General features: G+C 40.8%; 33 protein-coding genes. All 33 read right to left on the reverse strand.

All coding sequences use genetic code 11. The features are described 5' to 3' along the window. Positions 1–451: 451 nt before the first annotated feature. Positions 452–1,300 (reverse strand): hypothetical protein, encoded by an 849-nt coding sequence (locus tag BN35_RS10310; protein ID WP_025071478.1) that lies wholly within the window; start codon positions 1,298–1,300, stop codon positions 452–454. 184 nt (positions 1,301–1,484) lie between these two features. Next, entirely contained in the window at positions 1,485–1,679 is a 195-nt protein-coding gene (locus tag BN35_RS10315) for a hypothetical protein (RefSeq protein WP_008124599.1), read from the reverse strand. A gap of 218 nt (positions 1,680–1,897) precedes the next feature. After that, the gene (locus BN35_RS10320; RefSeq protein WP_025071477.1) at positions 1,898–3,040 is read right to left on the reverse strand and encodes a DUF1735 and LamG domain-containing protein; all 1,143 of its coding nucleotides are present in this window, start codon (positions 3,038–3,040) and stop codon (positions 1,898–1,900) included. A gap of 30 nt (positions 3,041–3,070) precedes the next feature. Continuing rightward, positions 3,071–4,189: a glycoside hydrolase family 18 gene (locus tag BN35_RS10325; protein ID WP_028900812.1), complete on the reverse strand. Its 1,119-nt coding sequence runs from the start codon at positions 4,187–4,189 to the stop codon at positions 3,071–3,073. Between the two features lie 21 nt (positions 4,190–4,210). After that, positions 4,211–5,842, reverse strand: coding sequence for a RagB/SusD family nutrient uptake outer membrane protein (locus BN35_RS10330; RefSeq protein ID WP_028900811.1), 1,632 nt, complete (start codon positions 5,840–5,842; stop codon positions 4,211–4,213). Between the two features lie 6 nt (positions 5,843–5,848). Then, the gene (locus tag BN35_RS10335) at positions 5,849–9,142 is read right to left on the reverse strand and encodes a SusC/RagA family TonB-linked outer membrane protein (RefSeq protein WP_025071476.1); all 3,294 of its coding nucleotides are present in this window, start codon (positions 9,140–9,142) and stop codon (positions 5,849–5,851) included. A gap of 153 nt (positions 9,143–9,295) precedes the next feature. Further along, positions 9,296–10,321, reverse strand: a complete 1,026-nt coding sequence (locus BN35_RS10340) for a FecR family protein (RefSeq protein WP_025071475.1) — start codon at positions 10,319–10,321, stop codon at positions 9,296–9,298. Between the two features lie 700 nt (positions 10,322–11,021). After that, complete coding sequence (locus BN35_RS10345; RefSeq protein ID WP_025071474.1) at positions 11,022–11,579, reverse strand: RNA polymerase sigma-70 factor; 558 nt, start codon at positions 11,577–11,579, stop codon at positions 11,022–11,024. 190 nt (positions 11,580–11,769) lie between these two features. Beyond that, a complete protein-coding gene (gene rplQ / locus BN35_RS10350; protein ID WP_025071473.1) occupies positions 11,770–12,318 on the reverse strand; it encodes a 50S ribosomal protein L17 in 549 nt (182 codons plus the stop codon). 134 nt (positions 12,319–12,452) lie between these two features. Beyond that, entirely contained in the window at positions 12,453–13,445 is a 993-nt protein-coding gene (locus tag BN35_RS10355; protein WP_025071472.1) for a DNA-directed RNA polymerase subunit alpha, read from the reverse strand. Between the two features lie 12 nt (positions 13,446–13,457). Next, complete coding sequence (gene rpsD / locus BN35_RS10360; protein ID WP_025071471.1) at positions 13,458–14,063, reverse strand: 30S ribosomal protein S4; 606 nt, start codon at positions 14,061–14,063, stop codon at positions 13,458–13,460. A 66-nt stretch (positions 14,064–14,129) separates the two neighbouring features. Beyond that, complete coding sequence (gene rpsK, locus BN35_RS10365) at positions 14,130–14,519, reverse strand: 30S ribosomal protein S11 (protein WP_008124626.1); 390 nt, start codon at positions 14,517–14,519, stop codon at positions 14,130–14,132. A gap of 78 nt (positions 14,520–14,597) precedes the next feature. Further along, positions 14,598–14,978, reverse strand: a complete 381-nt coding sequence (gene rpsM, locus BN35_RS10370) for a 30S ribosomal protein S13 (RefSeq protein WP_008124629.1) — start codon at positions 14,976–14,978, stop codon at positions 14,598–14,600. Positions 14,979–15,063: 85 nt separating this feature from the next. Then, a complete protein-coding gene (ykgO, locus tag BN35_RS13250; RefSeq protein ID WP_004350205.1) occupies positions 15,064–15,180 on the reverse strand; it encodes a type B 50S ribosomal protein L36 in 117 nt (38 codons plus the stop codon). A 12-nt stretch (positions 15,181–15,192) separates the two neighbouring features. After that, positions 15,193–15,411, reverse strand: a complete 219-nt coding sequence (gene infA, locus BN35_RS10375) for a translation initiation factor IF-1 (protein ID WP_004350199.1) — start codon at positions 15,409–15,411, stop codon at positions 15,193–15,195. 227 nt (positions 15,412–15,638) lie between these two features. Then, positions 15,639–16,976, reverse strand: a complete 1,338-nt coding sequence (gene secY, locus BN35_RS10380; RefSeq protein WP_025071470.1) for a preprotein translocase subunit SecY — start codon at positions 16,974–16,976, stop codon at positions 15,639–15,641. Between the two features lie 3 nt (positions 16,977–16,979). Next, complete coding sequence (rplO, locus tag BN35_RS10385) at positions 16,980–17,426, reverse strand: 50S ribosomal protein L15 (RefSeq protein ID WP_008124642.1); 447 nt, start codon at positions 17,424–17,426, stop codon at positions 16,980–16,982. A 23-nt stretch (positions 17,427–17,449) separates the two neighbouring features. Next, the gene (gene rpmD / locus BN35_RS10390; protein WP_008124644.1) at positions 17,450–17,626 is read right to left on the reverse strand and encodes a 50S ribosomal protein L30; all 177 of its coding nucleotides are present in this window, start codon (positions 17,624–17,626) and stop codon (positions 17,450–17,452) included. A gap of 12 nt (positions 17,627–17,638) precedes the next feature. Further along, a complete protein-coding gene (gene rpsE / locus BN35_RS10395) occupies positions 17,639–18,151 on the reverse strand; it encodes a 30S ribosomal protein S5 (protein WP_025071469.1) in 513 nt (170 codons plus the stop codon). Positions 18,152–18,157: 6 nt separating this feature from the next. Further along, positions 18,158–18,502: a 50S ribosomal protein L18 gene (gene rplR, locus BN35_RS10400; RefSeq protein ID WP_008124647.1), complete on the reverse strand. Its 345-nt coding sequence runs from the start codon at positions 18,500–18,502 to the stop codon at positions 18,158–18,160. Positions 18,503–18,520: 18 nt separating this feature from the next. After that, positions 18,521–19,093 (reverse strand): 50S ribosomal protein L6, encoded by a 573-nt coding sequence (gene rplF, locus BN35_RS10405; RefSeq protein ID WP_025071468.1) that lies wholly within the window; start codon positions 19,091–19,093, stop codon positions 18,521–18,523. 14 nt (positions 19,094–19,107) lie between these two features. Next, on the reverse strand, positions 19,108–19,503 hold the full coding sequence (gene rpsH, locus BN35_RS10410; RefSeq protein ID WP_008124651.1) for a 30S ribosomal protein S8: 396 nt from the start codon (positions 19,501–19,503) through the stop codon (positions 19,108–19,110). A 92-nt stretch (positions 19,504–19,595) separates the two neighbouring features. Further along, on the reverse strand, positions 19,596–19,898 hold the full coding sequence (gene rpsN, locus BN35_RS10415) for a 30S ribosomal protein S14 (protein ID WP_008124653.1): 303 nt from the start codon (positions 19,896–19,898) through the stop codon (positions 19,596–19,598). Between the two features lie 5 nt (positions 19,899–19,903). After that, a complete protein-coding gene (gene rplE / locus BN35_RS10420; protein WP_008124655.1) occupies positions 19,904–20,458 on the reverse strand; it encodes a 50S ribosomal protein L5 in 555 nt (184 codons plus the stop codon). Then, positions 20,458–20,775, reverse strand: coding sequence for a 50S ribosomal protein L24 (rplX, locus tag BN35_RS10425; RefSeq protein ID WP_025071467.1), 318 nt, complete (start codon positions 20,773–20,775; stop codon positions 20,458–20,460). The genes rplE and rplX overlap by 1 nt, the downstream gene beginning before the upstream one ends. A gap of 19 nt (positions 20,776–20,794) precedes the next feature. Next, positions 20,795–21,160 carry a 50S ribosomal protein L14 gene (gene rplN, locus BN35_RS10430; protein WP_008124658.1) on the reverse strand — a complete coding sequence of 122 codons (366 nt, stop codon included), beginning with the start codon at positions 21,158–21,160 and terminating at the stop codon, positions 20,795–20,797. A 2-nt stretch (positions 21,161–21,162) separates the two neighbouring features. Beyond that, positions 21,163–21,429: a 30S ribosomal protein S17 gene (gene rpsQ / locus BN35_RS10435; protein WP_025071466.1), complete on the reverse strand. Its 267-nt coding sequence runs from the start codon at positions 21,427–21,429 to the stop codon at positions 21,163–21,165. Positions 21,430–21,431: 2 nt separating this feature from the next. Beyond that, a complete protein-coding gene (gene rpmC, locus BN35_RS10440) occupies positions 21,432–21,626 on the reverse strand; it encodes a 50S ribosomal protein L29 (protein WP_008124663.1) in 195 nt (64 codons plus the stop codon). A gap of 3 nt (positions 21,627–21,629) precedes the next feature. Further along, on the reverse strand, positions 21,630–22,058 hold the full coding sequence (gene rplP, locus BN35_RS10445; RefSeq protein ID WP_008124666.1) for a 50S ribosomal protein L16: 429 nt from the start codon (positions 22,056–22,058) through the stop codon (positions 21,630–21,632). Positions 22,059–22,072: 14 nt separating this feature from the next. Continuing rightward, the gene (gene rpsC / locus BN35_RS10450) at positions 22,073–22,801 is read right to left on the reverse strand and encodes a 30S ribosomal protein S3 (RefSeq protein WP_008124667.1); all 729 of its coding nucleotides are present in this window, start codon (positions 22,799–22,801) and stop codon (positions 22,073–22,075) included. An 8-nt stretch (positions 22,802–22,809) separates the two neighbouring features. After that, positions 22,810–23,214 carry a 50S ribosomal protein L22 gene (gene rplV / locus BN35_RS10455; protein WP_025071465.1) on the reverse strand — a complete coding sequence of 135 codons (405 nt, stop codon included), beginning with the start codon at positions 23,212–23,214 and terminating at the stop codon, positions 22,810–22,812. 33 nt (positions 23,215–23,247) lie between these two features. Continuing rightward, positions 23,248–23,514 carry a 30S ribosomal protein S19 gene (rpsS, locus tag BN35_RS10460; RefSeq protein WP_025071464.1) on the reverse strand — a complete coding sequence of 89 codons (267 nt, stop codon included), beginning with the start codon at positions 23,512–23,514 and terminating at the stop codon, positions 23,248–23,250. Positions 23,515–23,535: 21 nt separating this feature from the next. Next, on the reverse strand, positions 23,536–24,360 hold the full coding sequence (gene rplB, locus BN35_RS10465) for a 50S ribosomal protein L2 (protein ID WP_025071463.1): 825 nt from the start codon (positions 24,358–24,360) through the stop codon (positions 23,536–23,538). Between the last annotated feature and the right edge of the window lies 1 nt (position 24,361).

The following is a 24,361-nucleotide window of genomic DNA, read 5'->3' on the forward strand; positions in this document are numbered from 1 at the left end:
GCAAACACCCAACAAAAATGGGCTGATTTTAACAAAATAAACGGTTTTTTTAATCAAAACATTGATTTAACGGTCTTGGAAACATGTATTAGAGATGTTATTCACATGCTTCAAGAGCATTAAAGCATGCAAATAGGAGGCTTATCTCAATGCTTTAACTGCCAAAAAGTGATAAAATTAAGAAAGAAAGGAAGTGCACCAAGCGTAATGCGTTAAATAACAACGGATTATGAAACTTTCTCATAACTCGCGTATTTGCGACCAACTTTGTCGTTGGATGTTTTCACGCGAGTTATGAGAGGCACTTTGTAAAGAAAATTCAGCAATAATTATCATTTCATACAGCGTAATACCAATTTTACAATCGCTGTTTAGTTGGCGTTATTCGTTGTTGAAACGTGCGCTCATTGACATATTTATGTCATTCGTAGAAGTTGTGGTTCACTTTTATTTATTTCTTCGTGATGACATCAAACTCACAAACTTTCGAAATCGTACGACCTCCTTGCACCACAGTGGCGCATATCTTTGCACGCCCTGACTTTATTCTATTGTCAGCCTTCACCATGGCAGTATAGCGGATTCCTGTACCCGGTTCGATTTGTTCTACACGAACACTCGGGGAAATGGTAAGATGCTTGTTGTTGGTAGTTTCTAAAACTATCGGTTCTACATTATATAAAGTCTGAGTACCATGATTGTAAACTTCAAACACCACTCTGCAAACCTCCCCTCGCGATATGGCTCCATCCTGATTTTGGTCTATCAGTCGTGCATTTCTAATTTCCATGGTTGGCGCATAAGTGAGACCTTTGGCTAACTTCTCTACGCTGGAGGTGGCAGGAGTCTTCTTCGTTGGATACTGAATCATGAGTGAATCTTCATCGCCTTTTCTCTCAAAATCTAAGAGACGGTCATCCCCACTGTTTGTTTCGTCATATCCACTTGCATCCCAGCCCTCTCGCTGATAATCGTACATGTTTTCTTGTTTCTGCTTCTTGATTTGTTGGCGCTGCGCCCTCTTCTGGGCTCTTATCTCCTTATCTCGCTGATACTGGTCTAAATCAGCTTCTCGCTTTTTATCTGCATTTGCTCCGATAGCTCCACCAACCACAGCACCTCCTGCCATTCCTATTATCGTTCCTAAATCACTTCCACGAGGGCCTCCAGAGATACCTCCAATAGCACTCCCCAATATTGACCCTAAAGAGGAACCTGCATAAGCTCCACTCCCCGCATAAGTACCGCAACCACTGCATACAATGAGGATAGACAACGAAATAAGTAAGTTTTTTTTCATGTTTTCTTGATTTATAGCCGGAGTATAGAATCACACTCAACGCACGATACAAATATACAAAAACTCTTCTTAACCTCGAGAGGGAATTTCCCCATGAGCCGTAGGATTTCCCCTAAATTCTTGTTATTCTGCAAAATAGAATGGATTGGGACAATCCCCACCAGTCTCAAATTGAGCAAAAAAATTAAATCGCTTGATAACCTTTTATACTGTTGGTTTTCAAGATGTCTCGCAAACTCAACTCTTCGTGCGCAGCAGATGAATCATCGACATGCTCTTCAGGCAGAGGCTGATAATTAAAAACTTTATCGTGCAAAGCACCACATCCCCAGCCTAATAAGGCTATTGCTAAAAATACCAGAAATACAATAAGTTCCATATTCTCATTTTTTATGTTCTACATAAATATCTACACGCAAAAATAAGAAATTAAGTTGACTTTGCCACAAAAACAACCTTAAAAGTGATTATCTGTAGACTTCACGTGATGACAAGGAAAGAATAATGGTTTTCATGTGTAGATTTGAAAGCACGTAAAAAAGGAGGTGAACGACCATGGGCACACCTCCTTTTTACGTTTTATGTCACTCTCAAAAATTATTTGATAGAGATTGGTTCATTTAAGGGAGCAATATCAATACCGTTTGTCTTACCATCCAAATTCTTGGCTGCATCTTTGATGATATCGCCTTCGACTTTCTCGGAGCCATCAAGCTTATAATACAATTCAAGTCCGTCAGACTTAGGATCTACTCCTAACATGAATTGTTTGATTTGCTTGTCGGTACGAGCCACACTCCATACTCTCAATTCGCTCATATAACCGCGGAATGGACGTTCGCCCCAAGGGAATCCAGCCAACTTACCAATGTTAAAGCCAACATCCTTATTAGGATCGAAGCCAGCAATATTCCAAGTAGACTCAGCCCACTTGGTACCATTCAAGTACAGAACAGTCTTTCCAGAAGGTTGATCGTATGTGATGGCAACGTGACACCATTTGTTTGCGGGCAGTTTGTCAGGTGATTCGTAATGCTGGTTTCCTGCAATTTGCAAAATACCTCTACTAATGCCACCGCCTTCATCACCAACACGTAATATCATGATACCTTCGCAACCCATAATGGTATTATTCGATCCCCAGCCTGTAGAATAAACTAAAGCCTCATAGGTAAACGACTTAAAGAAAGTTCCTGCTGGGAATTTTACAGAAATATAGTGATTTGTGAACGTACCCACCTTGTTAATTAAGATTGGTTTCGCTAAAATAACATATTCTATATCCTCACCAGCCACTGTAGGAACACTACTTGATTTTACTCGAACAGGCAAGATATAAGACTTTCCTGCTTCAAGACTATTCAATCCAGACAGGGTAAGTACCACTGGTTTGGCGTGCGTCGCACCTGCTTCAATCACAGCTTGCGGTGTGTTTATTTTCGCATTTTGTGCATTGAACGGTAAATAGCCTGTACCATGCTTCGCATTATACTCTTTTACCAATGACTCTTCTGCTACCTCATACGATACATTCACATCCGACGACAGAAGATTACTAAGACGAGAGGTGATATTTACATCCATCACATCTTTTTCTTCTTTCATCGTTACCTGATATTCACTGCTCTCGAAGTAAACCTTTTCAGCGAGCAAATCACTTTCGCTCTCATTATTGCATGCTCCTAACAAGAGGGCTAACCCTCCCATTAAAAGAGAACGGCATATATGTTTGTTTTTCATTGTTATCTCATTTTTGATGATTCACTAAACTTACTTTTTCTTTTGGTTGGCTTTCCATTCATTATAAACCTTCTGGTTAATCTGAATAGCTTGGCGCATCCACTTGTAATTAGGCGTATTGTCGTAGTCGTTGTCAAAACGATAAGCACCTACACCACCTTTACATCCGTTGGTTGGCATCAAGGCTGCCTGTTTTAACAGCTTACCACCACTACTAAAGTTGGATTCAAAATTCTCTGTGATAATCAGTTTTTTGGTATCAAAGTCATAGTAATCTAAGCTGGGCACCCAGCCATACGATTGTGCAATCCAATAATCAACATAGCCATCCAAGGCTTTGGTTAGACCATGGAATTGTCCGTCAATACAAATTAGTTTGTGGCCTTTGCCCTCTGGGTCACTCTTTGGACCAATATACTTATTCATTTCCTTAATCAAATAAATTAAGTCTTCATTGGTTTCTAAAGTTCCATCCATGTCAAAGACACCACTTCCTATTTCCCAGTCGATGTCATAACCATCCCAATCATTAGCTACCAACGAGTCGCAGAGAGCTTTCGCAAACTTTGCCAATGCTTGTTTGTGGCTTTCTGATCCACGTTTGCCATTGTAACCCCAGAACTTCCAACGAGCTTGTTTCTTTGCCTCATTTAGTCGTTCCTCGTCTTTGCTCCAACCTTCTTGCTCTGCTTTTTTCTCCACTTCGTGGTACACATAATCAGGAGTTCTACCCTTTCCGATATAAGAAAGTAGAGTTACCTCCAGCAGTTTGGTTCCTTTCACTTTTTGCACAAACTCTTTGTCAGCCTTTTGTGCGGGTGTAATTTCAAATCTGTTAGGGGCACCACTCCACATAGACACAATATCCATACTGTCGGGCATCGAACTAAGGTAGCCTCTACGATAAGTGCCTGCTGGTGACCAGTTAGAATACCAACCGAATGCTACAGGGCGACCATAATTATTAGCCGTTTTCTTATAAGCTCTTAAATCAGCGTAATATTGTTCGCTCTGCTCATTGTTCATGGTGTTATAACCACCTACATGGTCAAACTCCTTTGCTTCGGGTTCTACCATATCACTACAGGAGGTCATGAACATTCCTATCGCAAGAGCGAGAAATAGTTGATGATATTTAAAACGTTTCATTATTTTTCGATTTTAAGTATATTATTTATTCTTATTGTCCCACCACAGGCGAGTACCAGCCTTATCTTGTCCGTCACGCAGCATCTGACGAGCTTTGTCCAAGTTCTGCTTATCCTCATCAGATGTAGCCCTGTTAGCTGGATAACGCATTCTGCGAATACCAATATTGGTATCAACCTCACCGTTGCTGTAATTCGCCATTACCTTGTGTAGTTTTGGATAGCCTGTACGACGATATTCACTCCAAGCTTCTTGTCCGTTAGGATAGAGTGCAATCCATTTTTGAATCATGATTTTCTCTAACTTCTCTTCGTTACTGCCACCCCACTTTACGGTAGCTTTTGTAACTGGAGGCTCTGAAACATTCACATTAGGATACCACATGCTTAGCTCATATTTCATCGGTGTACGGCCAGAGTTCATATAGTTGTCTACCTCATTGACAGGAATGCCATTCTCTTCGAATGACATGGCAATACCCTTGCGATAGAAGTCTTCAGCAGAACCGTTGACAGAAATGCCATGTAACGCTGCTTCTGCCAAAAGGAAATACACTTCAGAGGCGCGCATCCAATAAGTGGCGGTTGTCTTGGTTACATTGGGTCTTGACGCCATTTTATATACATCGTTCTGCTCCGTAATGTTACCAGTTGGTACTGCCAGGTATTTTCCGTATTGTCCCAAGTCCTGAGCGTAATAAGCTTCAGACTCTGTAAAGTACTTGGGAAGGCGTGGATCTTCGTATCCACCTAAATAAGCCTGCATTGATGAACCCATGCGGCACTCATTATATTGATTTGATAAAATCTCAATATTGTTGATAAAGGTAAGTCCCGCACCCTTTTCCATTTTTGCTTCATCGTCCTTAGACTGCATTACACCGTAAGGATTGTTCACCGCTTGCAGTACATACTTCTTTGACATCGCCTCATCGGCATAATATACACGCATCGCCAAGCGAAGCATTAAGGAGTTGGCATAGACTATCCATTTCTTCACATTGCCTCCATATACGGCATCGGCATTGGGCAACAATTTGGTAGTACCATGCTCAAGAGCATTTGTCAGCACGCCAATGGCATTCGTCAAATCCTCAAACATGTATTTGTACACGTCTGCCTGACTGTCGTAAGGCACACTAATAAGTCCCTTTCCAGCCTCTTTGTAAGGAATTGGGCCGAACATATCAGTAGCCTTATGCCAAGTAGATACTTTGAGAATTTGTGCCAAAGCATACGCCTCTGGGAAATCTTTCTCGGTCTTTATCTTAATGTCTTGCCACAACGGTATCACTTTGGTGTAAGCCGAGGTGTACGATGCCGATACCCAACCGTCCATCAAGAAATAGGTTAAGTTGTTACGACCGCTGTTCCAGTTGTTGTTTTGGGCAAAGTAACCACTCCAACAATCGGCAGCCAAATGATAAGCTACTTGATATTCGTTGGCAACATTTGTTCCGTCGTCTTGTGTACCAACAGGTACTACGCACTTTTGCAAAGCTGTTATAGGACCACCGACAGAGATACCGTCCATTTTACCTTCTTCGGGAAGCATCTCGAACTCGTTGGTATTGATTTTCTCAAAGTCGCACGAAGCAAACAATGACAAAGCCAATAAACCTATCATATATTGTTTATATCTTAGAAATTTCATAGTTGATTAGAATTTAAATTTTACACTAAATCCATAACTCTTCAGACTGGGCTGCATGAAGTAATCGTTTCCTTGTCCATAAGTTCCTGTAGAAGGAGTCACCTCTGGATCGAAAGGTGCCTTGCAATAAATCATCCAAGGATTGTTAGCCACAAACGAGAGTGTTAAATCTTTCACCACATTATTGAACCAACGAGAATTAAACTTGTAACTGAAAGTTAACTCTTGCAATCTCACATTGGTTGCACTATAGGTATAGTAGCCAGCCAAGGCTGTTTCGCCTGTACCTATCAAGTTATAATAGTTTTTGGCATCGAACACTCCCTGTTCTGGAATCAGCACACCACCAGCATCACGAGCATCGGCAGAGGCTTGCGACACACCAAACTTGTCGAGCAATGCTTGTGTAGAAGAAGTAACAACACCGCCCACACGTGCATTGATTAAGAAACTTAGTCCGAAGCCTTTATAAGAGAATGAGTTGTTCCAACCCATCGTAAAATCTGGTGTGGTCTTACCGAGGTACACGGGATCTACATTCTCTACGTTGAAGCCACCAGACGAAGTAACATTGATAAAGCCCTGATTATCTTTAGCCAAGAACTTATTTGCGTAGATGTCGTTGATAGAGCCTCCAACCTTTAAGATAACGCGACCATTGTCTTTAGAAACTTGAGGAATGTTAATAGGTTTGGGACTCATGGGGTGAGTATAATCCTTCACCATCTCAATAATTTCGTTGTTGTTGTGCGAATAGGTAAGCGAAGAGTTCCAACCTAACTCGCCAAAGGTGTCGTGATAACCCAAGGTCATCTCCACACCGCGGTTTTCCACATTTCCTGCTTGTAGATATACGGCTTTATAACCAGAACTTTCGGGCAATTCACCAATAAACGTTTGGTTGTAGGTGTTCGATTTGTACCATGTGAAGTCGAAGGATAGCTTTTTGAATAACCGTGCCGTCAAACCAAGCTCATACGACTTTGTACGTTCTGCCTTATAATCGGTAAACGGATAAATGTCGGTTGATTTCAAACTACCGCCCAAAATAGGCGTTGTAATGGTTCCCGGTGTCATACCCGAACGTGATACAGGAGAACCTACTTCGGTGAACGAACCTCTTACTTTGAGGTAAGAAATGGCTTTGGGTAATTTTACCATTTCAGAAATGATGCCTGACAAACCAACCGAAGGATAGAAGAACGACTCTTCAGAAGAATTAACCAAGCGCGAATTCCAGTCGTTTCTGCCTGTCAAGGTAAGGTAGAGCATGCTCTTGTAGCCTAATTCGGCACTGGCAAAGGCTGCCACATTGCGCACCTTGCTATCGCCACCAGTCTCACGAATCTTACTATCGGTAGGATCGATATTGGTCAAAGAGAACTTATTGGGTACTAATGTCAGGTTACCACCATAGCCTCTGGTGAGTGAGCCATAATCAGAATAGCTGTAACCAATGTTGGAAGCTAAGCTAAAGTCTCCAAAACGTTTGTTGATACTGGCAATAAAGTCGACATAGGTCTGGTGATCTTTATAATTATAATAATCGTATGCGCCTTTTGACTTGGCAAACACATCGTATGAAGAAGCGTAGATTTTTCGTTCGCTCGTCATAAAAGTTCTATCAAAACGTACACGACCAGCAAGATCCAACCAATCTAAGACGTGATAAGTGAGACCTGCATTAAACATATATCTGTCTTTATCATCAGGAGCTAAATTACGATAAGCTGTCCAATAAGGGTTTTGATTAGCAAATTTACCATCTAAGATTGGCCAATATTGCAATGGGAAGTTTCGTGTGTTGTCGTAACGCTCAAACGTTTTGATAGCATCGAACGACTCGCCACGTGGGAAGAGATAAGCAGCAACAATGGGATTCCAATACTCACCTTGAGATACCATATTGTTGTCTTTTTGCTTGATGTACGATGCGCCTAAGTCTAATTGCACCTTACCACCAAAGAGTTTTGAAGAATTACGAACTGTAAAGTTCAATCGGTCGTACGTATTGTTTGGCACAATGCCCTTTGAATTAGTCGAAGCTACCGATGCAAAGGTTTGATTGTACTCATTACCCGTGTTTACCGTCAGTGAGTTGATAAAGTTAGTACCTGTGCGGAAGAAGTCTTTCGCAGGGTCGTATGAACTGGGCGTTGCAAGTTTTTCACCCCAGCTCTCGTAAGAACCTGCTTTGTTACCATAAGTGTTTTGGAACTTAGGCATGAGCAAGGGAGAGCTGAAATCAGCTGTTGACGAGAAGGATATCTCCATCTTCCCCTCTTTACCCTTTTTTGTGGTAATGAGGATAGCTCCATTCGCTGCATTACTACCATACAAGGCAGCGGCAGAAGGACCCGCCAAAACGTTGATGCTCTCAATATCTTCGGGGTTAAAGTCTGCAATGCCTTCACTGCTGACACGTCCCTCTCCTAAAACACCACTATCTGAACCTCCATTGAAGTTGAACAAGGGGATACCATCTATTACATACAACACATTGTTGCTGCCTTCAATAGATTTAGCACCACGCATAATCACACGTGTAGCACCACCCACGCCACTGGCACTTTTGGTAATGCTTACGCCTGCCACCTTACCACTGAGCGAGTTGACAAAGTTGGCATCCTTGTTACGAGTCAGTTCTTCACTCTTTACTTGTTGTACATTGTAGCTCAAAGCCTTCTCTTCGCGCTTGATACCAAGAGCCGTTACTACCACTTCACCCAGTTGTTTAGAACTTTCGTTCAAGACAGTAGTAGAGGTGACATCAGAAGCTCTGAATTCGCGAGTAGCAAATCCAACATACGAGAATTCGAGTATGTCATTGCTACGAACATCGAGGCTATAGTTTCCATCAATATCGGTTGCAGTTGCAGTCTTGCTGCCCTTTACTCTCACCGTAACACCTGGGAGCGATTCGCCATTCTCATCAGTCACCTGTCCTTTTACACGAATCGTTGCGCCACTTTGAAGGGTGTTTTGTGTCTGAGGCTTGTTTTTTTGACTGATTAAAATGTGTCGGTCGGTGATGGTATATTCTATGTTGGTGCCCATAAAAAGCTCTCTCAATAAGTCGGATAGCTTCATTTGGGTAGCACTTACTTTCACCACCTTTTTAAGATTCATCACATTCTGCCCGTAATCAACAGACTTATTTGTTTGCTTTTCTATGGCAGTAATCATGGTCTTGAGAGTGGCCTCACGCTTCTGCAACTTGATGACTTGATTTTGAGAAAAACCTGCCAATGAAATCAACAACAATGCACTTACAAGAAACAGCTTATTCCATGGCATCATTGTTAGAAGTGTTTTTTTAGTCTTAGGTTTCATACCTTTGTTTAAATAAAATAGATTTAGTTGTTAGAATTTATTTCTTATGTGTCTACAGGAAATTAGTACGCTTGACTGCTAAACAAGCATCAATATTGAGCATAATTACCTGATTGCGTTTTATTTGTGAATATCTGCTGGACGACCTCCTTTCTTGGTATAGATGATGATAATGTTATTTTGTTTTGTAAAATGTAAATGGTCAGAAATTTTGCAAAGCACGTGCATGACATCGTCTATGGTCTCATCTTCACGGAATGCCATGGTATATTTCTGGTTCAAGTCAACATCCGATGCGATATTCATTCGTATGTTGTATCGCCGTTGCAAATCGGCTATAATTGTTTTAAGAGGAGCTTGGTCAAAGTAAAGTCTTCCGTGCATCCACTGACTATAATCGTAATTTTCTACTCGCTGCTTTCTCATCATACCATTGACACGGTTATACACCACCTGCTCATCGGGCAGAATGGTCATGGCTTGTTTATTTTCATACACGAGTACCTTACCCTGAGCTAAGGTTGTGGTTATATTTTCTTCTGCAGGATAAGCTTTAATATTGAACTGTGTACCCAACACTTTAACTTTCAAATTACCGATGTGGACGATAAATGGCTGCTTTGATTGATGAGTGACCTTAAAAAATGCCTCGCCATCTAAATACACCTCTCGGCTATGTGCAAAGGTACTAAAGTGCTGAGGATAGGATAAAGTAGACCCCGAATTGAGCTTAACCTGTGTACCGTCAGATAAAGTGAGCGTACCAATACGCCCTTGGGAAACATAAAAATCGGTCAAAGCTATGTTCTTTGTGTTTTGATAGGAAGTGACCCACCAAACAGCAAGGCTCAACAAAATAGGAAGCGTAAAAATTGCAGCATATTTTAATAGATTTCTTAATCGATTGGTTGCCACTGGATGCACGGTTGACACTGACCGTTGCCGATTAAATCTATCAAAAGATTGATCCAAAGAGCGGCTATCCATCCTACTGGAAGTTTCACTCCATATTTGTTTCATCGCTTCCTCCTTGGCTTCACTATCCTTGGAGTCAGACAGCCACCTTATAATACGATGATGATAACGGGCTGGGATGAGTCCGTCAACAAAAAATCTCATGATTTTGTAGGCTGGTTGTTGATTCATAGTTAGGTGCTTTTCTATAAGACAACAGCAAAGAGCGTCACACGTAGTTAATAAATATTAAAAAGCGAATTGCGTGCTACATCCGCATTCTATAAGGCAAGGCAGTTTTACACGGCTTCTTCATTATATGACATTTTTACGAAAACAAACGCCCTCAAAAACATCAAAAATAAAATGAGTGATACGCTTTATTAAAAGGTAATAAATGCTGAATTTTCTTTACAAAGTGCCTCTCATAACTCGGGTGAAAACATCCAACGACAAAGTTGATCGCAAATACGCGAGTAATGAACAAGGTTCGTAATTCATTGTTATAATGAATGTTACGCCAATGTCAACTCTTTTCTTTCCTATTTTTACCACTTTTTGTCGACTAAAGCATTGAGATAAGCCTCCTATTTGCATGCTTTAAGGCTCTTGAAGCATGTGAATAACACCTCTAATACATGTTTCCAAGACCGTTAAGTCAATGTTCTGACTAAAAAAGTCGTCTATTTTGTTAAAATCAGCCCATTTTTGTCCATCGTTTGCCTATTATTTTTTTCTATTTCGCAAATTTTCAATGGTCGTTTTTTGGTAAAATTACAGGACAAAAACAAGGCTTGCCTTTATCAATAATCTCTTGAAAGAATCCAGTCTCGGAAACACTTTTTTAGGGGTATGGAATCTCCGCACATTCCTTGAAAGAGCCATGACTGGTTTAGAGATAGTGAAAGAGGATGAAACATTCGAGCAGCCGCCTTATCTGCGCAAGTGCTTGGGAGATGTGCGTTTCTACAGTTCGCTTACTGATATTTAACCTGTGTCCAATTTCTTCATTACTCATACCGTCCAACCTACTCATTGTAAAGATTCTGCGCCGCTGATCAGGCATTTGGCTTGTCACGCGATTGATAAGTTCTTGTAATTCTTCACTAAAGATAATGTCTTCTACACCAGCATCGTCTTCAACATCTGCATCGGTTAATGATTGAAACTTACACAGTACACTGGAGGATTTCAAGGCATTAAGGGTGCAGTTTCGTGCCATAGTATAAAGATAGGCTTCAAAATTTGTCATGATTTGGATGTTGTTTCGCTTCATCCATAATTTAAGAAAAATATCTTGAGCAATATCTTCAGCTTCACTCTCCACGCCGACAAACCCATACACAAAGTTCTTGACTTTAGGATAGTAAAGTTTAAAAATAACATCGAAAGAATAATCATTTTCTGTACGATGAGACGTTCGACTAAAAGAGTGCTTGCGATTAGACATTTTTATGAAAACAAAGATTTTACATGACAAATATACTACAAAATAATGACACGCAAACAAGAATTTTCATTATTAAAGGAGTAGAAGCTGAAATATACTTACTATACGTTGCAATTTCAGGCGAGAGAAAACAAAAACGCTCTCAACCAAATTGGATGAGAGCGTTAATATTGAAAGAGATACGGAAAACTTACTCAGCTGCTTTTTCGTCTTGTGCTTTTTCTTCTGAAACTTCTTTTGGTGCTTCTTCAGCAGATACTACTTCAGTAGCGTCAACTGTTTCAACAGAATTTTCAACCTTTGTAGTTTCATCTTTCTTACCAGTAGAACGACGACTACGGCGAGTTCTCTTAGCAGTCTTTTCAGTTTTTGCCATATTTTCATCAAAGTCTACTAACTCAATAAATGCAATTTGAGCAGCATCGCCTTGACGAGTACCTAATTTTATAACACGAGTATAACCACCTGGGCGGTCACCTACTTTAGGAGCAACGGTTTTGTAAAGTTCCGAAACAGCAACTTTGTCTTGCAAATAACGGAATACAACACGGCGCGAATTAGTGGTATCGTCCTTAGAGCGTGTAATCAGTGGCTCTACATATTTCTTCAAAGCTTTGGCTTTGGCGAGGGTCGTAGTGATTCTTTTGTGCATAATCAGCGAGCAAGCCATGTTTGCAAGCATAGCGTTGCGGTGAGATGCAGTACGACCTAAGTGGTTGAATTTTTTATTGTGTCTCATTTTTTGTTTTGTTCATTTGTGGAGTTGGAATCTCTTGTTTTTTCAGCATTGCAAGTTTTTAGCATGACTATCTTAACTTATCCATAAAGAAGAAAGAATACAAAACTTAAAAACTTATCAACTAAAAACTTTCCTTATTCCTTGTCCAGTTTGTACTTTGAAATATCGGTTCCAAATGATAGATTCAGACTCTCGAGCAAATCATCAAGCTCTGAAAGCGATTTCTTACCAAAGTTGCGGAACTTCAAGAGGTCTGTTTTGTTATATTGTACTAAGTCGCCAAGTGTCTCAACATCGGCTGCCTTCAGACAGTTGAGTGCACGAACACTTAAGTTCATGTCTACTAACTTAGTCTTCAGCAATTGACGCATGTGCAACACTTCCTCATCAAACTCTTGGTTGGTATCCTGATCAGGATTTTCAAGTGTAATCTTTTCATCAGAGAACAACATGAAGTGATAGATGAGGATTTTTGCAGCCTCTTTCAGCGCATCCTTAGGAGATATGGAACCATCCGTAGTGACTTCAATCACCAGTTTGTCGTAGTCGGTTTTCTGTTCTACACGATACGGTTCAACTGAGTATTTAACATTACGGATTGGGGTGTAGATCGAATCGATTGGGAGTACATTAACATCTGTGCAGAATTGACGATTCTCATCAGCAGGGACGTATCCACGTCCTTGATTAATGGTCAAATCAATTTGCATTGAAGCTTTGGCATCTAAATGACAAATCACCAAATCAGGGTTTAACACTTCAAATCCAGTCAGATACTTACCAATATCACCAGCTTTGAATTCTGTAGAATTCTCTACGGTGATACTAACTTTCTCATTCTCGAATTCTTCTACTACTTGCTTGAATCGCACTTGCTTGAGATTCAAGATAATGTTGGTTACATCTTCCTTTACACCAGGTACTGAAGAAAATTCATGCTCAACCCCTGCAATTCGCATAGTGTTGATAGCATAACCTTCGAGTGATGAAAGGAGAATGCGGCGCAATGAATTACCAATGGTAATACCAAAGCCAGGCTCTAATGGTCGGAATTCGAACTTACCGAACTTATCATCAGCCTCCAGCATTACTACTTTTTCAGGTTTTTGAAATGCTAATATCGCCATTAATTTAATGATTTATTTAGAGTACAACTCAACGATTAACTGCTCCTTAATGTTCTCTGGAATGTCAGCTCGCTCGGGCTGATGTAAAAACTTACCGCTCTTTGAGCTCTCATCCCATTCTATCCAAGGATATTTACTGTGGTTAAAACCTGCCAAAGATTCCTCAATAACTTCGAGAGACTTTGCTTTCTCGCGAACACCTACAATCTGACCAGGTTTAACTGCGTAAGAAGGAATATTGACAACCTTTCCATCAACCACAATGTGCTTATGACCTACCATCTGACGGGCAGCTGCACGAGTCGGTGCGATTCCCAAGCGGAAAACGATATTGTCAAGACGACTCTCTAAGTTCTGCAGCAATACCTCACCGGTAATGCCATCAGCTTTAGCTGCCTTCTCAAACATATTACGGAACTGGCGTTCGAGTACACCATAAGTGTACTTTGCCTTTTGCTTCTCTGCCAACATGGCTCCGTACTCAGACATCTTTCTGCGACGGTTGTTGCCATGCTGTCCAGGAGGGAAGTTTCTCTTGGACAAAACTTTGTCAGCGCCAAAAATGGGTTCACCAAATCGGCGTGCAATCTTAGATTTCGGACCTATGTATCTTGCCATAATATATAATAAAATAATGAATATACTGGAGAATTAATCATCACATCAATTCTCCAGTGAATAAATTTATACTTTACGTCTCTTAGGTGGACGACAACCATTGTGTGGTAATGGAGTTACATCAATAATTTCGGTTACCTCAATTCCTGCACCATGAACGGCACGGATTGCAGATTCACGACCATTGCCTGGACCCTTTACGTAAGCTTTAACTTTACGCAATCCTAAATCATAAGCAATTTTTGCACAATCTTCACCCGCCATTTGAGCAGCATAAGGAGTGTTCTTCTTAGAACCTCGGAAGCCCATCTTACCTGCAGAAGACCATGAGATAATTTGTCCCTCGCTGTTTGCAAGAGAAACGATAATATTATTGAATGAGCTATGGATATGTAATTGACCGATAGCATCAACTCGCACATTTCTTTTCTTAGAAGCTGTTGTTTTCTTTGCCATAATTTCTTTTAGTTTAAAAGTTAGAAGTTTTAAAGATCAGAACCTTGAAGATTCCGATGTTCAACTAACAACTAAATGTTACTTAGTAGCCTTCTTCTTATTAGCAACAGTCTTCTTCTTACCCTTACGTGTACGAGCATTATTCTTAGTGCTCTGACCGCGAACAGGAAGACCATTACGATGTCTAACTCCACGATAGCAACCAATATCCATCAGTCGCTTGATATTCATTTGGACCTCTGAACGGAGATCACCTTCTACTTTGAATTCAGCGCCGATAATTTCACGGATACTTGCAGCTTGGTCGTCAGTCCACTCGCTAACCTTCAAATCACGGTCGACGCCTGCCTTATCCAATATCTTTGCTGAACTACTTCGACCAATACCATAGATATAGGTCAATGCGATTTCGCCACGCTTATTTTGGGGCAAATCTACTCCAACAATTCTTATTGCCATTTGTTGATAATTAATTAAATAATTGTTTTAAATTGGGCGGTAGTTGTTCAATTCACATTGAACAAGAAATCCACCATTTCTTGATTTAGCCCTGACGTAATTTAAACTTAGGGTTCTTTTTGTTGATAACGAACAAGCGACCTTTACGACGTACTATCTTACAGTCGGGTGTGCGTTTCTTTAGTGATGCTCTTGTCTTCATATCTTTACATGATTATTTGTATCTGAAAACGATTCTACCTTTTGTCAAGTCGTAAGGACTCATTTCGACCTTTACTTTATCACCAGGGAGAATCTTGATATAGTGCATTCTCATCTTTCCAGAGATGTGCGCAATTATCTCTACACCGTTTTCAAGTTCTACACGGAACATTGCATTTGATAAACTTTCTACAATTGTTCCGTCTTGCTCAATAGCGGATTGTTTTGCCATAATAATTATTTTCTTTCTAAAAGTTAATTCCTAATCTTAATTGAATGTTTCATTGCCAATCTTCTACTACTATAGACGAGCATGATATTTTTTCCTTATGCACAAACTATCTTTAACTCACTTGATTTGAACCAAATAGACAAGTACATTTCAACCTTGCTCATCCCCTTGAGAACACTTTGCCATAAAACATCAATCAGAGATAAGAGTTCTTTCAGTGTTGATGATTAGTAGGCAGACACATTACCGCCTCGAGTATGACCAGAGTTTAGTAATCCATCATAATGGCGCATGAGCAAGTGGCTCTCAATCTGTTGCAAAGTATCAATCACAACACCAACTAAAATGAGCAAGGATGTACCTCCGAAGAACTGTGCAAATCCTTGTTGAACATTTAGAAGATGAGCCAAAGCTGGCATAATAGCGATGAATGCAATGAACAACGAGCCAGGAAGAGTAAGACGAGACATGATTCCATCAATATAGTCTGCTGTTTCCTTCCCTGGACGAATCCCGGGAATAAACCCATTGTTACGTTTCATATCCTCAGCCATCTGTGTCGGATTCAGTGTAATAGCTGTATAGAAGTAAGTAAATGCTATAATCAGTATTACATAGATTGTGTTATACAACAAACTATGAGTGTCCATCAGAGAACGCAAGATGGGTGATGCATTATCAGATTGATACTGGACAATTGCCAACGGAATAAACATCAATGCCTGTGCAAAAATGATAGGCATTACGTTTGCTGCAAACAACTTCAATGGAATGTACTGACGCGCACCTCCATATTGTTTGTTGCCGACAAGTCGTTTGGCATATTGTACAGGAACCTTACGAGTTCCCTGTACCAATAAGATTGCTGCACATACAACTGCAAAGAGAATCAATATTTCAACGATAAACATGACCAGACCACCACCGCTAATAGCCTGCAAGCGAGAGCCCAATTCCTGTGCAAACGCTTGAGGGAGGCGAGCGATAATACCAATCATAATAATCAATGAAACACCATTTCCTATTCCCTTATCAGTTATGCGTTCTCCCAACCAAAGGATGAACATACTTCCTGCTGCAAGGATAATGGTAGCCGGAATCATGAACACAGTCCATGAGATGCCTGTTGCCAAGGCCTGTGATGCCATGTACTTCAGGTTCATAAGATAACTCGGTGCCTGTAACAGTAAGATAAATACTGTCAAATAGCGAGTGTACATACTTATTTTTTTCCGACCACTCTCTCCTTCTCGCTGCATCTTTTGAAAATAAGGAACAGCGACAGCAAGAAGTTGCATAACGATAGAAGCTGAGATGTATGGCATAATTCCTAATGCGAAGATTGACGCATTAGAAAATGCACCACCAGAGAACATGTCAAGGAGCGACATCAAGCCGCCTTCTGTCTGCTTTTGGAGTTGTCCTAAGGAAGCAGGATTAATACCCGGAAGTACTACGAACGAGCCAAAACGATAAATGGCTGTAAACAGAAGTGTAATAAGGAGACGCTGACGCAAATCCTCAATCTTCCAACAGTTCTTTAGTGTCTCAATAAACTTTTTCATTACTTAGATTATAGTTGTGTTACCACCTACTGCCTTGATAGCTTCTTCAGCAGTCTTAGAGAATGCGTTAGCTTCTACATCAATTTTAGCTTTTAACTCGCCAGTACCTAAAATCTTCACCAGTTTCTTACCGTTTGTCAGACCTGCTGCAACGAGTTCTGCAATACCAATCTTTGTCAGGTTTTTATCTTCTGCAAGCGCTTGTAATGTACCAAGATTCACAGCAAAATATTCCTTTCGATTGATATTCTTAAAACCTCCTTTCGGAACGCGGCGCTGGAGTGGCATTTGTCCTCCTTCAAAACCGACTTTCTTCTTATAACCAGAGCGAGATTTTGCACCCTTGTGTCCACGTGTAGAGGTACCACCTAAGCCAGAGCCTGGACCGCGACCAATACGACGACGTGAATGCGTAGAACCTTCTGCTGGTTTCAAACTATTTAATTTCATCTTTTTGCTTCTTAAAAGTTATACTATTCAACTACTGTAACAAGATGATGCACTTTACGAATCATACCACGAATACTTGGAGTGTCATCAACTTCAACAATTTGAGAAATCTTGCGCAATCCTAAACAAGAAAGTGTTCGCTTCTGATCTATAGGTGCACCAATCTTACTCTTAATTTGTTTTACTTTAATTGTTGCCATTTTATTTCTCCTTTATCCGTTAAATACCTTATTCATATCGACACCACGTATGCCAGCAATGGTATAGGCATCACGAATTTGGCTTAATGCCAAGATGGTTGCTTTTACTAAGTTGTGGGGGTTAGAAGAACCTTTCGACTTAGCTAATACATCTGTAATACCAGCACTGTCCAATACGGCACGCATTGCACCTCCTGCAACCAAGCCCGTACCAGCAGCAGCAGGTCTTAAGAACACCTGAGCACCACTATAACGAGCTTCAATCTCGTGAGGAATAGTACCTTTCAAAACTGGAACTTTCACCAAGTTTTTCTTTGCAGCTTCAGTACCTTTAGCAATGGCAGCTGTAACTTCTCCAGCTTTACCGAGGCCATAACCTATCACACCGTTGCCATCACCAACTACGACAATAGCAGCAAAAGTGAAGGTGCGTCCTCCCTTGGTTACCTTCGTAACACGGTTGATAGCTACCAAACGATCTTTTAATTCTACGTCGCTATTTATTTTTACTTTATTCATTGCCATAATCGTTTAAAAATTAAGACCACCCTTGCGAGCAGCGTCAGCCAATTCTTTTACACGACCATGGTAAAGATAACCATTACGGTCGAAAACTACAGTCGTTACACCTGCTGACTTTGCATTTTCTGCAATCAGCTCTCCTACTTTCTGAGCTTGTTCTGACTTGGGTAACTTCTCAAGTCCAAGCGAAGATGCAGAAGCAATAGTTGTACCAGTTATATCATTAATTACCTGAGCGTAGATTTGCTTATTAGAGCGAAATACACTTAAGCGTGGACGCTCAGCTGTTCCGTTTACATTCTTGCGAATACGGAACTTGATTTTTATTCGTCTTTCTACTTTCTTTGTTGTCATAATCGTAAACCATTAAAATTACTTAGCTGCAGCTGTCTTACCAGACTTTCTGCGGATAACCTCGCCTTGGAAGAGGATTCCTTTTCCTTTATAAGGCTCAGGCATACGGAAAGAACGAATTTTTGCACAAATGAGTCCTAACAATTGCTTGTCGCAAGACTCCAACGTAATAAGTGGGTTTTGGTTTCTTTCTGATTTAGTCTCAACCTTCACTTCCTTAGGAAGCTGAATAAAGATTGGGTGGGTATAACCCAAAGAGAACTCTACAAGATTTCCCTGATTAGAAACACGAAAACCGACACCAATCAGCTCCAATGTTTTGGAATAACCTTCGCTCACGCCCACTACCATATTATTCACTAAAGAACGGTATAAACCATGGTAAGCCTGCTTTTGCTTGTAATCTACAGGACTCTTCTCATCTACTTCAAAAGACAAAGTATCATTATCTTGTATCACCTTAATAGAAGGATCAATCTTTTGGGTGAGCTCACCTTTAGGGCCTTTCACCTTAATGATATTTGTTTTCTCATCAAAATTAACAGTCACTCCTGATGGAATGCTAATTGGCAATTTTCCTATTCTTGACATATTCGAACCTCCAATTAATATACGAAACAAAGAACCTCACCGCCAATTTTCTGAGCAGTAGCCTCTTTATCTGTCATTACACCTTGTGACGTAGATAATATTGCAATACCTAGTCCGTTAATTACTCTCGGCATGTCCTTATACCCGGTGTACTGGCGCAAACCTGGTGTAGACACTCGCTTCAAATGCTTGATAGCGCTTTGCTTTGTCGTAGGATCGTACTTCAAAGCCACTTTAATTGTACCCTGGGGACCATCTTCGATGAACTTATAGTTCAAAATGTATCCCTTCTCAAAAAGGATCTTAGTGATCTCTTTTTTCAAATTAGACGCAGGTATGTTCACCACACGGTGATGAGCCATAATTGCATTCCTGAGTCTTGTCAGATAATCTGCTATTGGATCTGTCATTTTATAAATGTTTAATTAATCGGGACTACCCCGACAATATTAAATTAGCTTCTTTTTTGTATTGTGTAATTGTAACTCATCACGTAAGACAATTACCAACTTGCTTTTTTCACTCCTGGAATCAAGCCTTCCGAAGCCATCTCTCTAAACTGAATACGTGAGAGTCCGAACTGACGCATATATCCTTTTGGACGACCCGTAACCTTGCAACGATTGTGCAAACGAATAGGGTTCGCATTCTTAGGAATAGACTGCAATTTACGTGCAGCCTCATAAGCTTCAGCTGGATCATCTGTCTTCGCAATGATATCTTTCAGTGCGGCACGCTTTTCAGCATAGCGAGCTACTAACTTGGCACGCTTTACTTCACGAGCTTTCATTGATTCTTTTGCCATATCTATTAATCGTTTTTAGCGTTCTTAAAAGGTAGTCCGAAGCCTTTGAGCAATGCGTAACCTTCTTCATCTGTCTTGGCAGACGTTACGAAAGTGATATTCATTCCCTGAATACGATCAATAGAATCGATGTTAATTTCTGGGAAGATAATTTGCTCTTCAATACCTAAGGTGTAGTTGCCACGACCATCAAACTTGCTCGCAATACCTTTGAAATCTCGGATACGAGGCAAAGCAACACGTACTAATTTCTCTAAAAATTCGTACATACGCTCTCTGCGAAGTGTTACCATGACTCCAATAGGCATCTTTTTACGAAGTTTGAAGTTTGCAACGTCTTTCTTAGAATAAGTAGCAACGGCCTTCTGACCAGTGATTGTTGATATCTCATTCACAGCTACGTCTATAATCTTCTTATCCTCTGTAGCATCTCCTAATCCTTGATTGATAACAATCTTCTTGAGAACAGGGATTTCCATGGATGAAGAATAGTTGAACTGTTCTTTTAATGCTGGAGCAATCTTCTCCTTATATGCTTTTTTAAACTGTGCTGTATCCATTATTTGATTTCCTCCCCTGACTTTTTAGCAATACGTACCACGTTCTTTCCATCACGTCTAACGGAAACTCGAGTAGCCTTACCACTCTTTGGGTCTATTAAGCTCAAATTAGAGATATGTATAGGAGCCTCTTGCTTCACGATGCCCCCTTGTGGGTTTTTCGCAGAAGGCTTGGCACTCTTTGTAACGATATTGACACCTTCTACTATAGCACGTTCGTCAGCGACCAATACTTTGAGCACCTTACCTGTTTTGCCCTTATCCTGTCCGGTAAGAACAATAACGGTATCATCTTTCTTAATATGTAACTTACTCATTGATTAATCTTTTAAAATATTAAAGTACCTCTGGTGCCAAAGAAACGACTTTCATGTTCACCGAACGAAGCTCACGAGCAACAGGGCCGAAGATACGGCTACCTCTAATTTCACCCGCATTGTTCAGCAATACACATGCATTGTCATCGAAACGAATGTATGACCCATCTGCACGACGAATCTCTTTCTTGGTACGAACGACTAAAGCCTTAGATACTGCACCTTTTTTCAAATCACTTGATGGAATAACGTTTTTGACTGAAACGACAATAACGTCTCCCACACTTGCATAACGGCGACCAGTACCTCCTAGGACACGGATGCAAAGAGCTTCACGTGCGCCGCTGTTATCACATACTGTAAGTTTTGATTCTGCCTGTATCATAATTACTTAGCTTTTTCTACAATTTGAACTAATCTCCATCGCTTTGTACGAGACAAAGGACGAGTCTCCATAATGAGTACTGTATCACCTACATTAGCCTCATTCTTCTCATCATGTACATGGTATTTTTTTGTCTTTTGAACAAACTTACCATATATTGGGTGTTTCTCTTTAAATTTAGAAGCAATAACAATGGTCTTATCCATGTTGTTACTCAAAACGACACCCTGTCTTACTTTTCTTAAATTTCTTGTTTCCATCTGAACCATTGTTATTTATTAAGTTCTCGCTGATGAAGTTCTGTTTTCAAACGAGCGATATCTCGACGAGCAATCTTAATCTGCGAAGGGTTCTCCAATGGAGACACTGAATGGTTTAATTTAAGCTGGTTGTATGCTTCTACTGCATTCTCCAACTTCTCGCGCAAGTCTTTGTCTGCGAGTGCTTTCAATTCTGTCATCTTCATAGCTTAAGCGTTTTTATCGTAATCACGTCGTATAACAAACTTGGTCTTCACAGGTAGTTTCTGTGCAGCAAGGCGCAAAGCCTCTTTTGCAACATCTAAACTCACTCCTTCAACCTCGAAAAGGATACGACCGGGTGTAACCGGCGCAACCCAACCCATAGGATCACCTTTACCTTTACCCATGCGGACATCGGCAGGCTTACGAGTAATTGGCTTATCTGGGAAAATTCTAATCCAGACTTGACCTTCACGTTGCATGTATCGATTCACAGCAACACGTGCAGCTTCAATCTGTCGGCTATCAATCCATTTGGGCTCAAGAGTCTTGATACCAAACGAACCGAAAACCAATTGTGTACCTCTATGAGCGTTTCCTTTATTTCCACGCCCATCTTGAGGTCTTCTATATTTTACTCTTTTTGGCTGTAACATGATAGCTTCTACTTTTAACGGTTATTGTTTCTTCTACGATTACCACGACCGTTTCTACCAGAGTTTGAACGAGAATTATTTGCCTTTTCTTGTGAGAAATTCGGGGTAAGTTCTTGTTTACCATAAATTTCGCCACGGCAAATCCAAACTTTGATTCCAAGCAGACCTACTTTAGTAAGTGCTTCTGTCTGACAGTAATCAATGTCGGCACGGAATGTATGTAAAGGAGTACGTCCTTCTTTATACATCTCCTTGCGAGCCATTTCGGCACCATTTAAACGACCAGTAATCTGAATCTTGATACCCTCTGCTCCAGCACGCATCGTATTCTGAATGGCCATCTTAATAGCACGACGGTAAGCGATCTTACCCTCTACTTGGCGAGCGATGTTATTACCCACGATGATTGCATCAAGCTCAGGTTTCTTAACTTCAAATATATTGATTTGAATGTCTTTATGAAAGAGGTTTTTCAACTCTTCTTTCAACTTATCTACATCTTGACCTCCTTTACCAATGACGATACCAGGTCTTGCTGTACAAATAGTAATGGTAACGAGCTTCAAGGTACGTTCGATGATAATGCGCGAAAGGCTTGCTTTAGCCAAACGCTCATTCAGATATTTACGAATCTTTCTGTCCTCAACGAGGTTGTCACCGAAGTCCTTACCACCGAACCAATTTGAATCCCAACCACGGATAATTCCAAGTCGATTGCTTATTGGATTAACTTTCTGTCCCATTCTATTAATTATTTTTCGTCATTAGTTTTGGCATCAACAAACAATGTAACATGGTTACTACGCTTACGTATTCTGTATCCACGACCCTGCTGTGCCGGTCTCATACGCTTCATCGTAACGCCTTCATCAACGAAGACACGGCTGATATACAACTCGCCATCTTCAGCTTTACGATCATTCTTTGCCTCCCAGTTAGCAACAGCTGAACGGAGTAATTTTTCAACATCCTGCGCTGCTTGCTTTTTGGAGAATCGCAATACTCCAAGTGCACGATTTACTTCCAAACCACGAATCATGTCTACCACATAGCGCATTTTTCGAGGGGAAGAAGGAACGCCTTTAAGCTTTGCGAAGTATAGATTTTTGCGGGCTTCTTTTAACTTTTCAGCCGCTATATGCTTTCTTGCTCCCATTATTAATTTAACTTTTTAAATGGTTTGTCCCTTTTACTTCCTGTTACCAGCATGGCCACCGAAACGTCGGGTCGGAGAAAACTCACCGAACTTATGTCCTACCATGTTCTCTGTAACGTAAACAGGGATAAATTTATTTCCGTTATGAACTGCAACAGTGTGTCCCACGAATTCAGGGGATATCATTGATGCTCTGGCCCATGTCTTTACAACGCTCTTCTTGCCACTCTCGTTCATAGCGAGAATTTTCTTTTCTAAAGCAACGTTGATATAAGGACCTTTCTTAAGTGAACGACTCATAATTTACTCTTTGTTTACTTGTTATTTACTTGCTCTTTCAATGATGTACTTGTTAGAGTGCTTCTTTGGTGCACGAGTCTTCAGACCCTTTGCATACAAGCCCTTACGTGAACGTGGGTGACCACCGCTTTGGCGACCTTCACCACCACCCATTGGGTGATCCACAGGGTTCATAACAACACCACGGTTATGTGGACGACGACCTAACCAGCGTGAACGACCAGCCTTTCCTGATTGTTCCAATGCATGGTCGGAGTTACCGACACTACCTACCGTTGCTTTACAAGTACTCAAAATCTGACGTGTTTCGCCAGAAGGGAGCTTAATCACACAATAACTGCCCTCACGAGAAGTCAACTGAGCAAAATTACCAGCCGAACGAACTAACAAAGCACCCTGTCCAGGACGTAATTCAATGTTATGAATTACCGTACCAACAGGAATCTTTGCCAGTGGAAGTGCATTTCCAACTTCGGGAGCAGCATCTGCGCCCGACATTAATGTTGCACCCACTTGCAGTCCATTAGGAGCAATAATGTAACGTTTTTCACCATCAGCATAATACAACAATGCGATACGAGCCGAACGGTTCGGATCGTATTCGATTGTCTTCACTACAGCTGGAACACCATCTTTCTCGCGCTTGAAGTCGATAAAGCGATATTTTCTTCTGTGACCGCCACCAATATAGCGAACGGTCATCTTACCAGTGTTATTTCTACCACCTGAAGAACGCTTACCGAAAACGAGAGACTTCTCTGGCACGGATGCAGTAATATCCTCGAACGTGCCAATAATCTTGTGTCTTTGTCCCGGAGTTACCGGTTTTAATTTACGTACTGCCATT

This window comes from Hoylesella timonensis 4401737 = DSM 22865 = JCM 15640, from assembly GCF_000455445.1.
Classification (GTDB): Bacteria; Bacteroidota; Bacteroidia; order Bacteroidales; family Bacteroidaceae; genus Prevotella; species Prevotella timonensis.

What these genes read in the sequence shown, in the direction of transcription:
- BN35_RS10310 (WP_025071478.1), bottom strand. Translation starts at nt 1,300, where the DNA reads ATGAAAAAAAACTTACTTATTTCGTTGTCTATCCTCATTGTATGCAGT.
- BN35_RS10315 (WP_008124599.1), bottom strand. Translation starts at nt 1,679, where the DNA reads ATGGAACTTATTGTATTTCTGGTATTTTTAGCAATAGCCTTATTAGGC.
- BN35_RS10320 (WP_025071477.1), bottom strand. Translation starts at nt 3,040, where the DNA reads ATGAAAAACAAACATATATGCCGTTCTCTTTTAATGGGAGGGTTAGCC.
- BN35_RS10325 (WP_028900812.1), bottom strand. Translation starts at nt 4,189, where the DNA reads ATGAAACGTTTTAAATATCATCAACTATTTCTCGCTCTTGCGATAGGA.
- BN35_RS10330 (WP_028900811.1), bottom strand. Translation starts at nt 5,842, where the DNA reads ATGAAATTTCTAAGATATAAACAATATATGATAGGTTTATTGGCTTTG.
- BN35_RS10335 (WP_025071476.1), bottom strand. Translation starts at nt 9,142, where the DNA reads ATGATGCCATGGAATAAGCTGTTTCTTGTAAGTGCATTGTTGTTGATT.
- BN35_RS10340 (WP_025071475.1), bottom strand. Translation starts at nt 10,321, where the DNA reads ATGAATCAACAACCAGCCTACAAAATCATGAGATTTTTTGTTGACGGA.
- BN35_RS10345 (WP_025071474.1), bottom strand. Translation starts at nt 11,579, where the DNA reads ATGTCTAATCGCAAGCACTCTTTTAGTCGAACGTCTCATCGTACAGAA.
- rplQ (WP_025071473.1), bottom strand. Translation starts at nt 12,318, where the DNA reads ATGAGACACAATAAAAAATTCAACCACTTAGGTCGTACTGCATCTCAC.
- BN35_RS10355 (WP_025071472.1), bottom strand. Translation starts at nt 13,445, where the DNA reads ATGGCGATATTAGCATTTCAAAAACCTGAAAAAGTAGTAATGCTGGAG.
- rpsD (WP_025071471.1), bottom strand. Translation starts at nt 14,063, where the DNA reads ATGGCAAGATACATAGGTCCGAAATCTAAGATTGCACGCCGATTTGGT.
- rpsK (WP_008124626.1), bottom strand. Translation starts at nt 14,519, where the DNA reads ATGGCAAAGAAAACAACAGCTTCTAAGAAAAGAAATGTGCGAGTTGAT.
- rpsM (WP_008124629.1), bottom strand. Translation starts at nt 14,978, where the DNA reads ATGGCAATAAGAATTGTTGGAGTAGATTTGCCCCAAAATAAGCGTGGC.
- ykgO (WP_004350205.1), bottom strand. Translation starts at nt 15,180, where the DNA reads ATGAAGACAAGAGCATCACTAAAGAAACGCACACCCGACTGTAAGATA.
- infA (WP_004350199.1), bottom strand. Translation starts at nt 15,411, where the DNA reads ATGGCAAAACAATCCGCTATTGAGCAAGACGGAACAATTGTAGAAAGT.
- secY (WP_025071470.1), bottom strand. Translation starts at nt 16,976, where the DNA reads ATGAAAAAGTTTATTGAGACACTAAAGAACTGTTGGAAGATTGAGGAT.
- rplO (WP_008124642.1), bottom strand. Translation starts at nt 17,426, where the DNA reads ATGAAATTAAATAGTTTGAAACCAGCAGAAGGTTCTACGCATTCACGT.
- rpmD (WP_008124644.1), bottom strand. Translation starts at nt 17,626, where the DNA reads ATGGCAACAATTAAAGTAAAACAAATTAAGAGTAAGATTGGTGCACCT.
- rpsE (WP_025071469.1), bottom strand. Translation starts at nt 18,151, where the DNA reads ATGGCAATGAATAAAGTAAAAATAAATAGCGACGTAGAATTAAAAGAT.
- rplR (WP_008124647.1), bottom strand. Translation starts at nt 18,502, where the DNA reads ATGACAACAAAGAAAGTAGAAAGACGAATAAAAATCAAGTTCCGTATT.
- rplF (WP_025071468.1), bottom strand. Translation starts at nt 19,093, where the DNA reads ATGTCAAGAATAGGAAAATTGCCAATTAGCATTCCATCAGGAGTGACT.
- rpsH (WP_008124651.1), bottom strand. Translation starts at nt 19,503, where the DNA reads ATGACAGATCCAATAGCAGATTATCTGACAAGACTCAGGAATGCAATT.
- rpsN (WP_008124653.1), bottom strand. Translation starts at nt 19,898, where the DNA reads ATGGCAAAAGAATCAATGAAAGCTCGTGAAGTAAAGCGTGCCAAGTTA.
- rplE (WP_008124655.1), bottom strand. Translation starts at nt 20,458, where the DNA reads ATGGATACAGCACAGTTTAAAAAAGCATATAAGGAGAAGATTGCTCCA.
- rplX (WP_025071467.1), bottom strand. Translation starts at nt 20,775, where the DNA reads ATGAGTAAGTTACATATTAAGAAAGATGATACCGTTATTGTTCTTACC.
- rplN (WP_008124658.1), bottom strand. Translation starts at nt 21,160, where the DNA reads ATGATACAGGCAGAATCAAAACTTACAGTATGTGATAACAGCGGCGCA.
- rpsQ (WP_025071466.1), bottom strand. Translation starts at nt 21,429, where the DNA reads ATGGTTCAGATGGAAACAAGAAATTTAAGAAAAGTAAGACAGGGTGTC.
- rpmC (WP_008124663.1), bottom strand. Translation starts at nt 21,626, where the DNA reads ATGAAGATGACAGAATTGAAAGCACTCGCAGACAAAGACTTGCGCGAG.
- rplP (WP_008124666.1), bottom strand. Translation starts at nt 22,058, where the DNA reads ATGTTACAGCCAAAAAGAGTAAAATATAGAAGACCTCAAGATGGGCGT.
- rpsC (WP_008124667.1), bottom strand. Translation starts at nt 22,801, where the DNA reads ATGGGACAGAAAGTTAATCCAATAAGCAATCGACTTGGAATTATCCGT.
- rplV (WP_025071465.1), bottom strand. Translation starts at nt 23,214, where the DNA reads ATGGGAGCAAGAAAGCATATAGCGGCTGAAAAGTTAAAAGAAGCCCGC.
- rpsS (WP_025071464.1), bottom strand. Translation starts at nt 23,514, where the DNA reads ATGAGTCGTTCACTTAAGAAAGGTCCTTATATCAACGTTGCTTTAGAA.
- rplB (WP_025071463.1), bottom strand. Translation starts at nt 24,360, where the DNA reads ATGGCAGTACGTAAATTAAAACCGGTAACTCCGGGACAAAGACACAAG.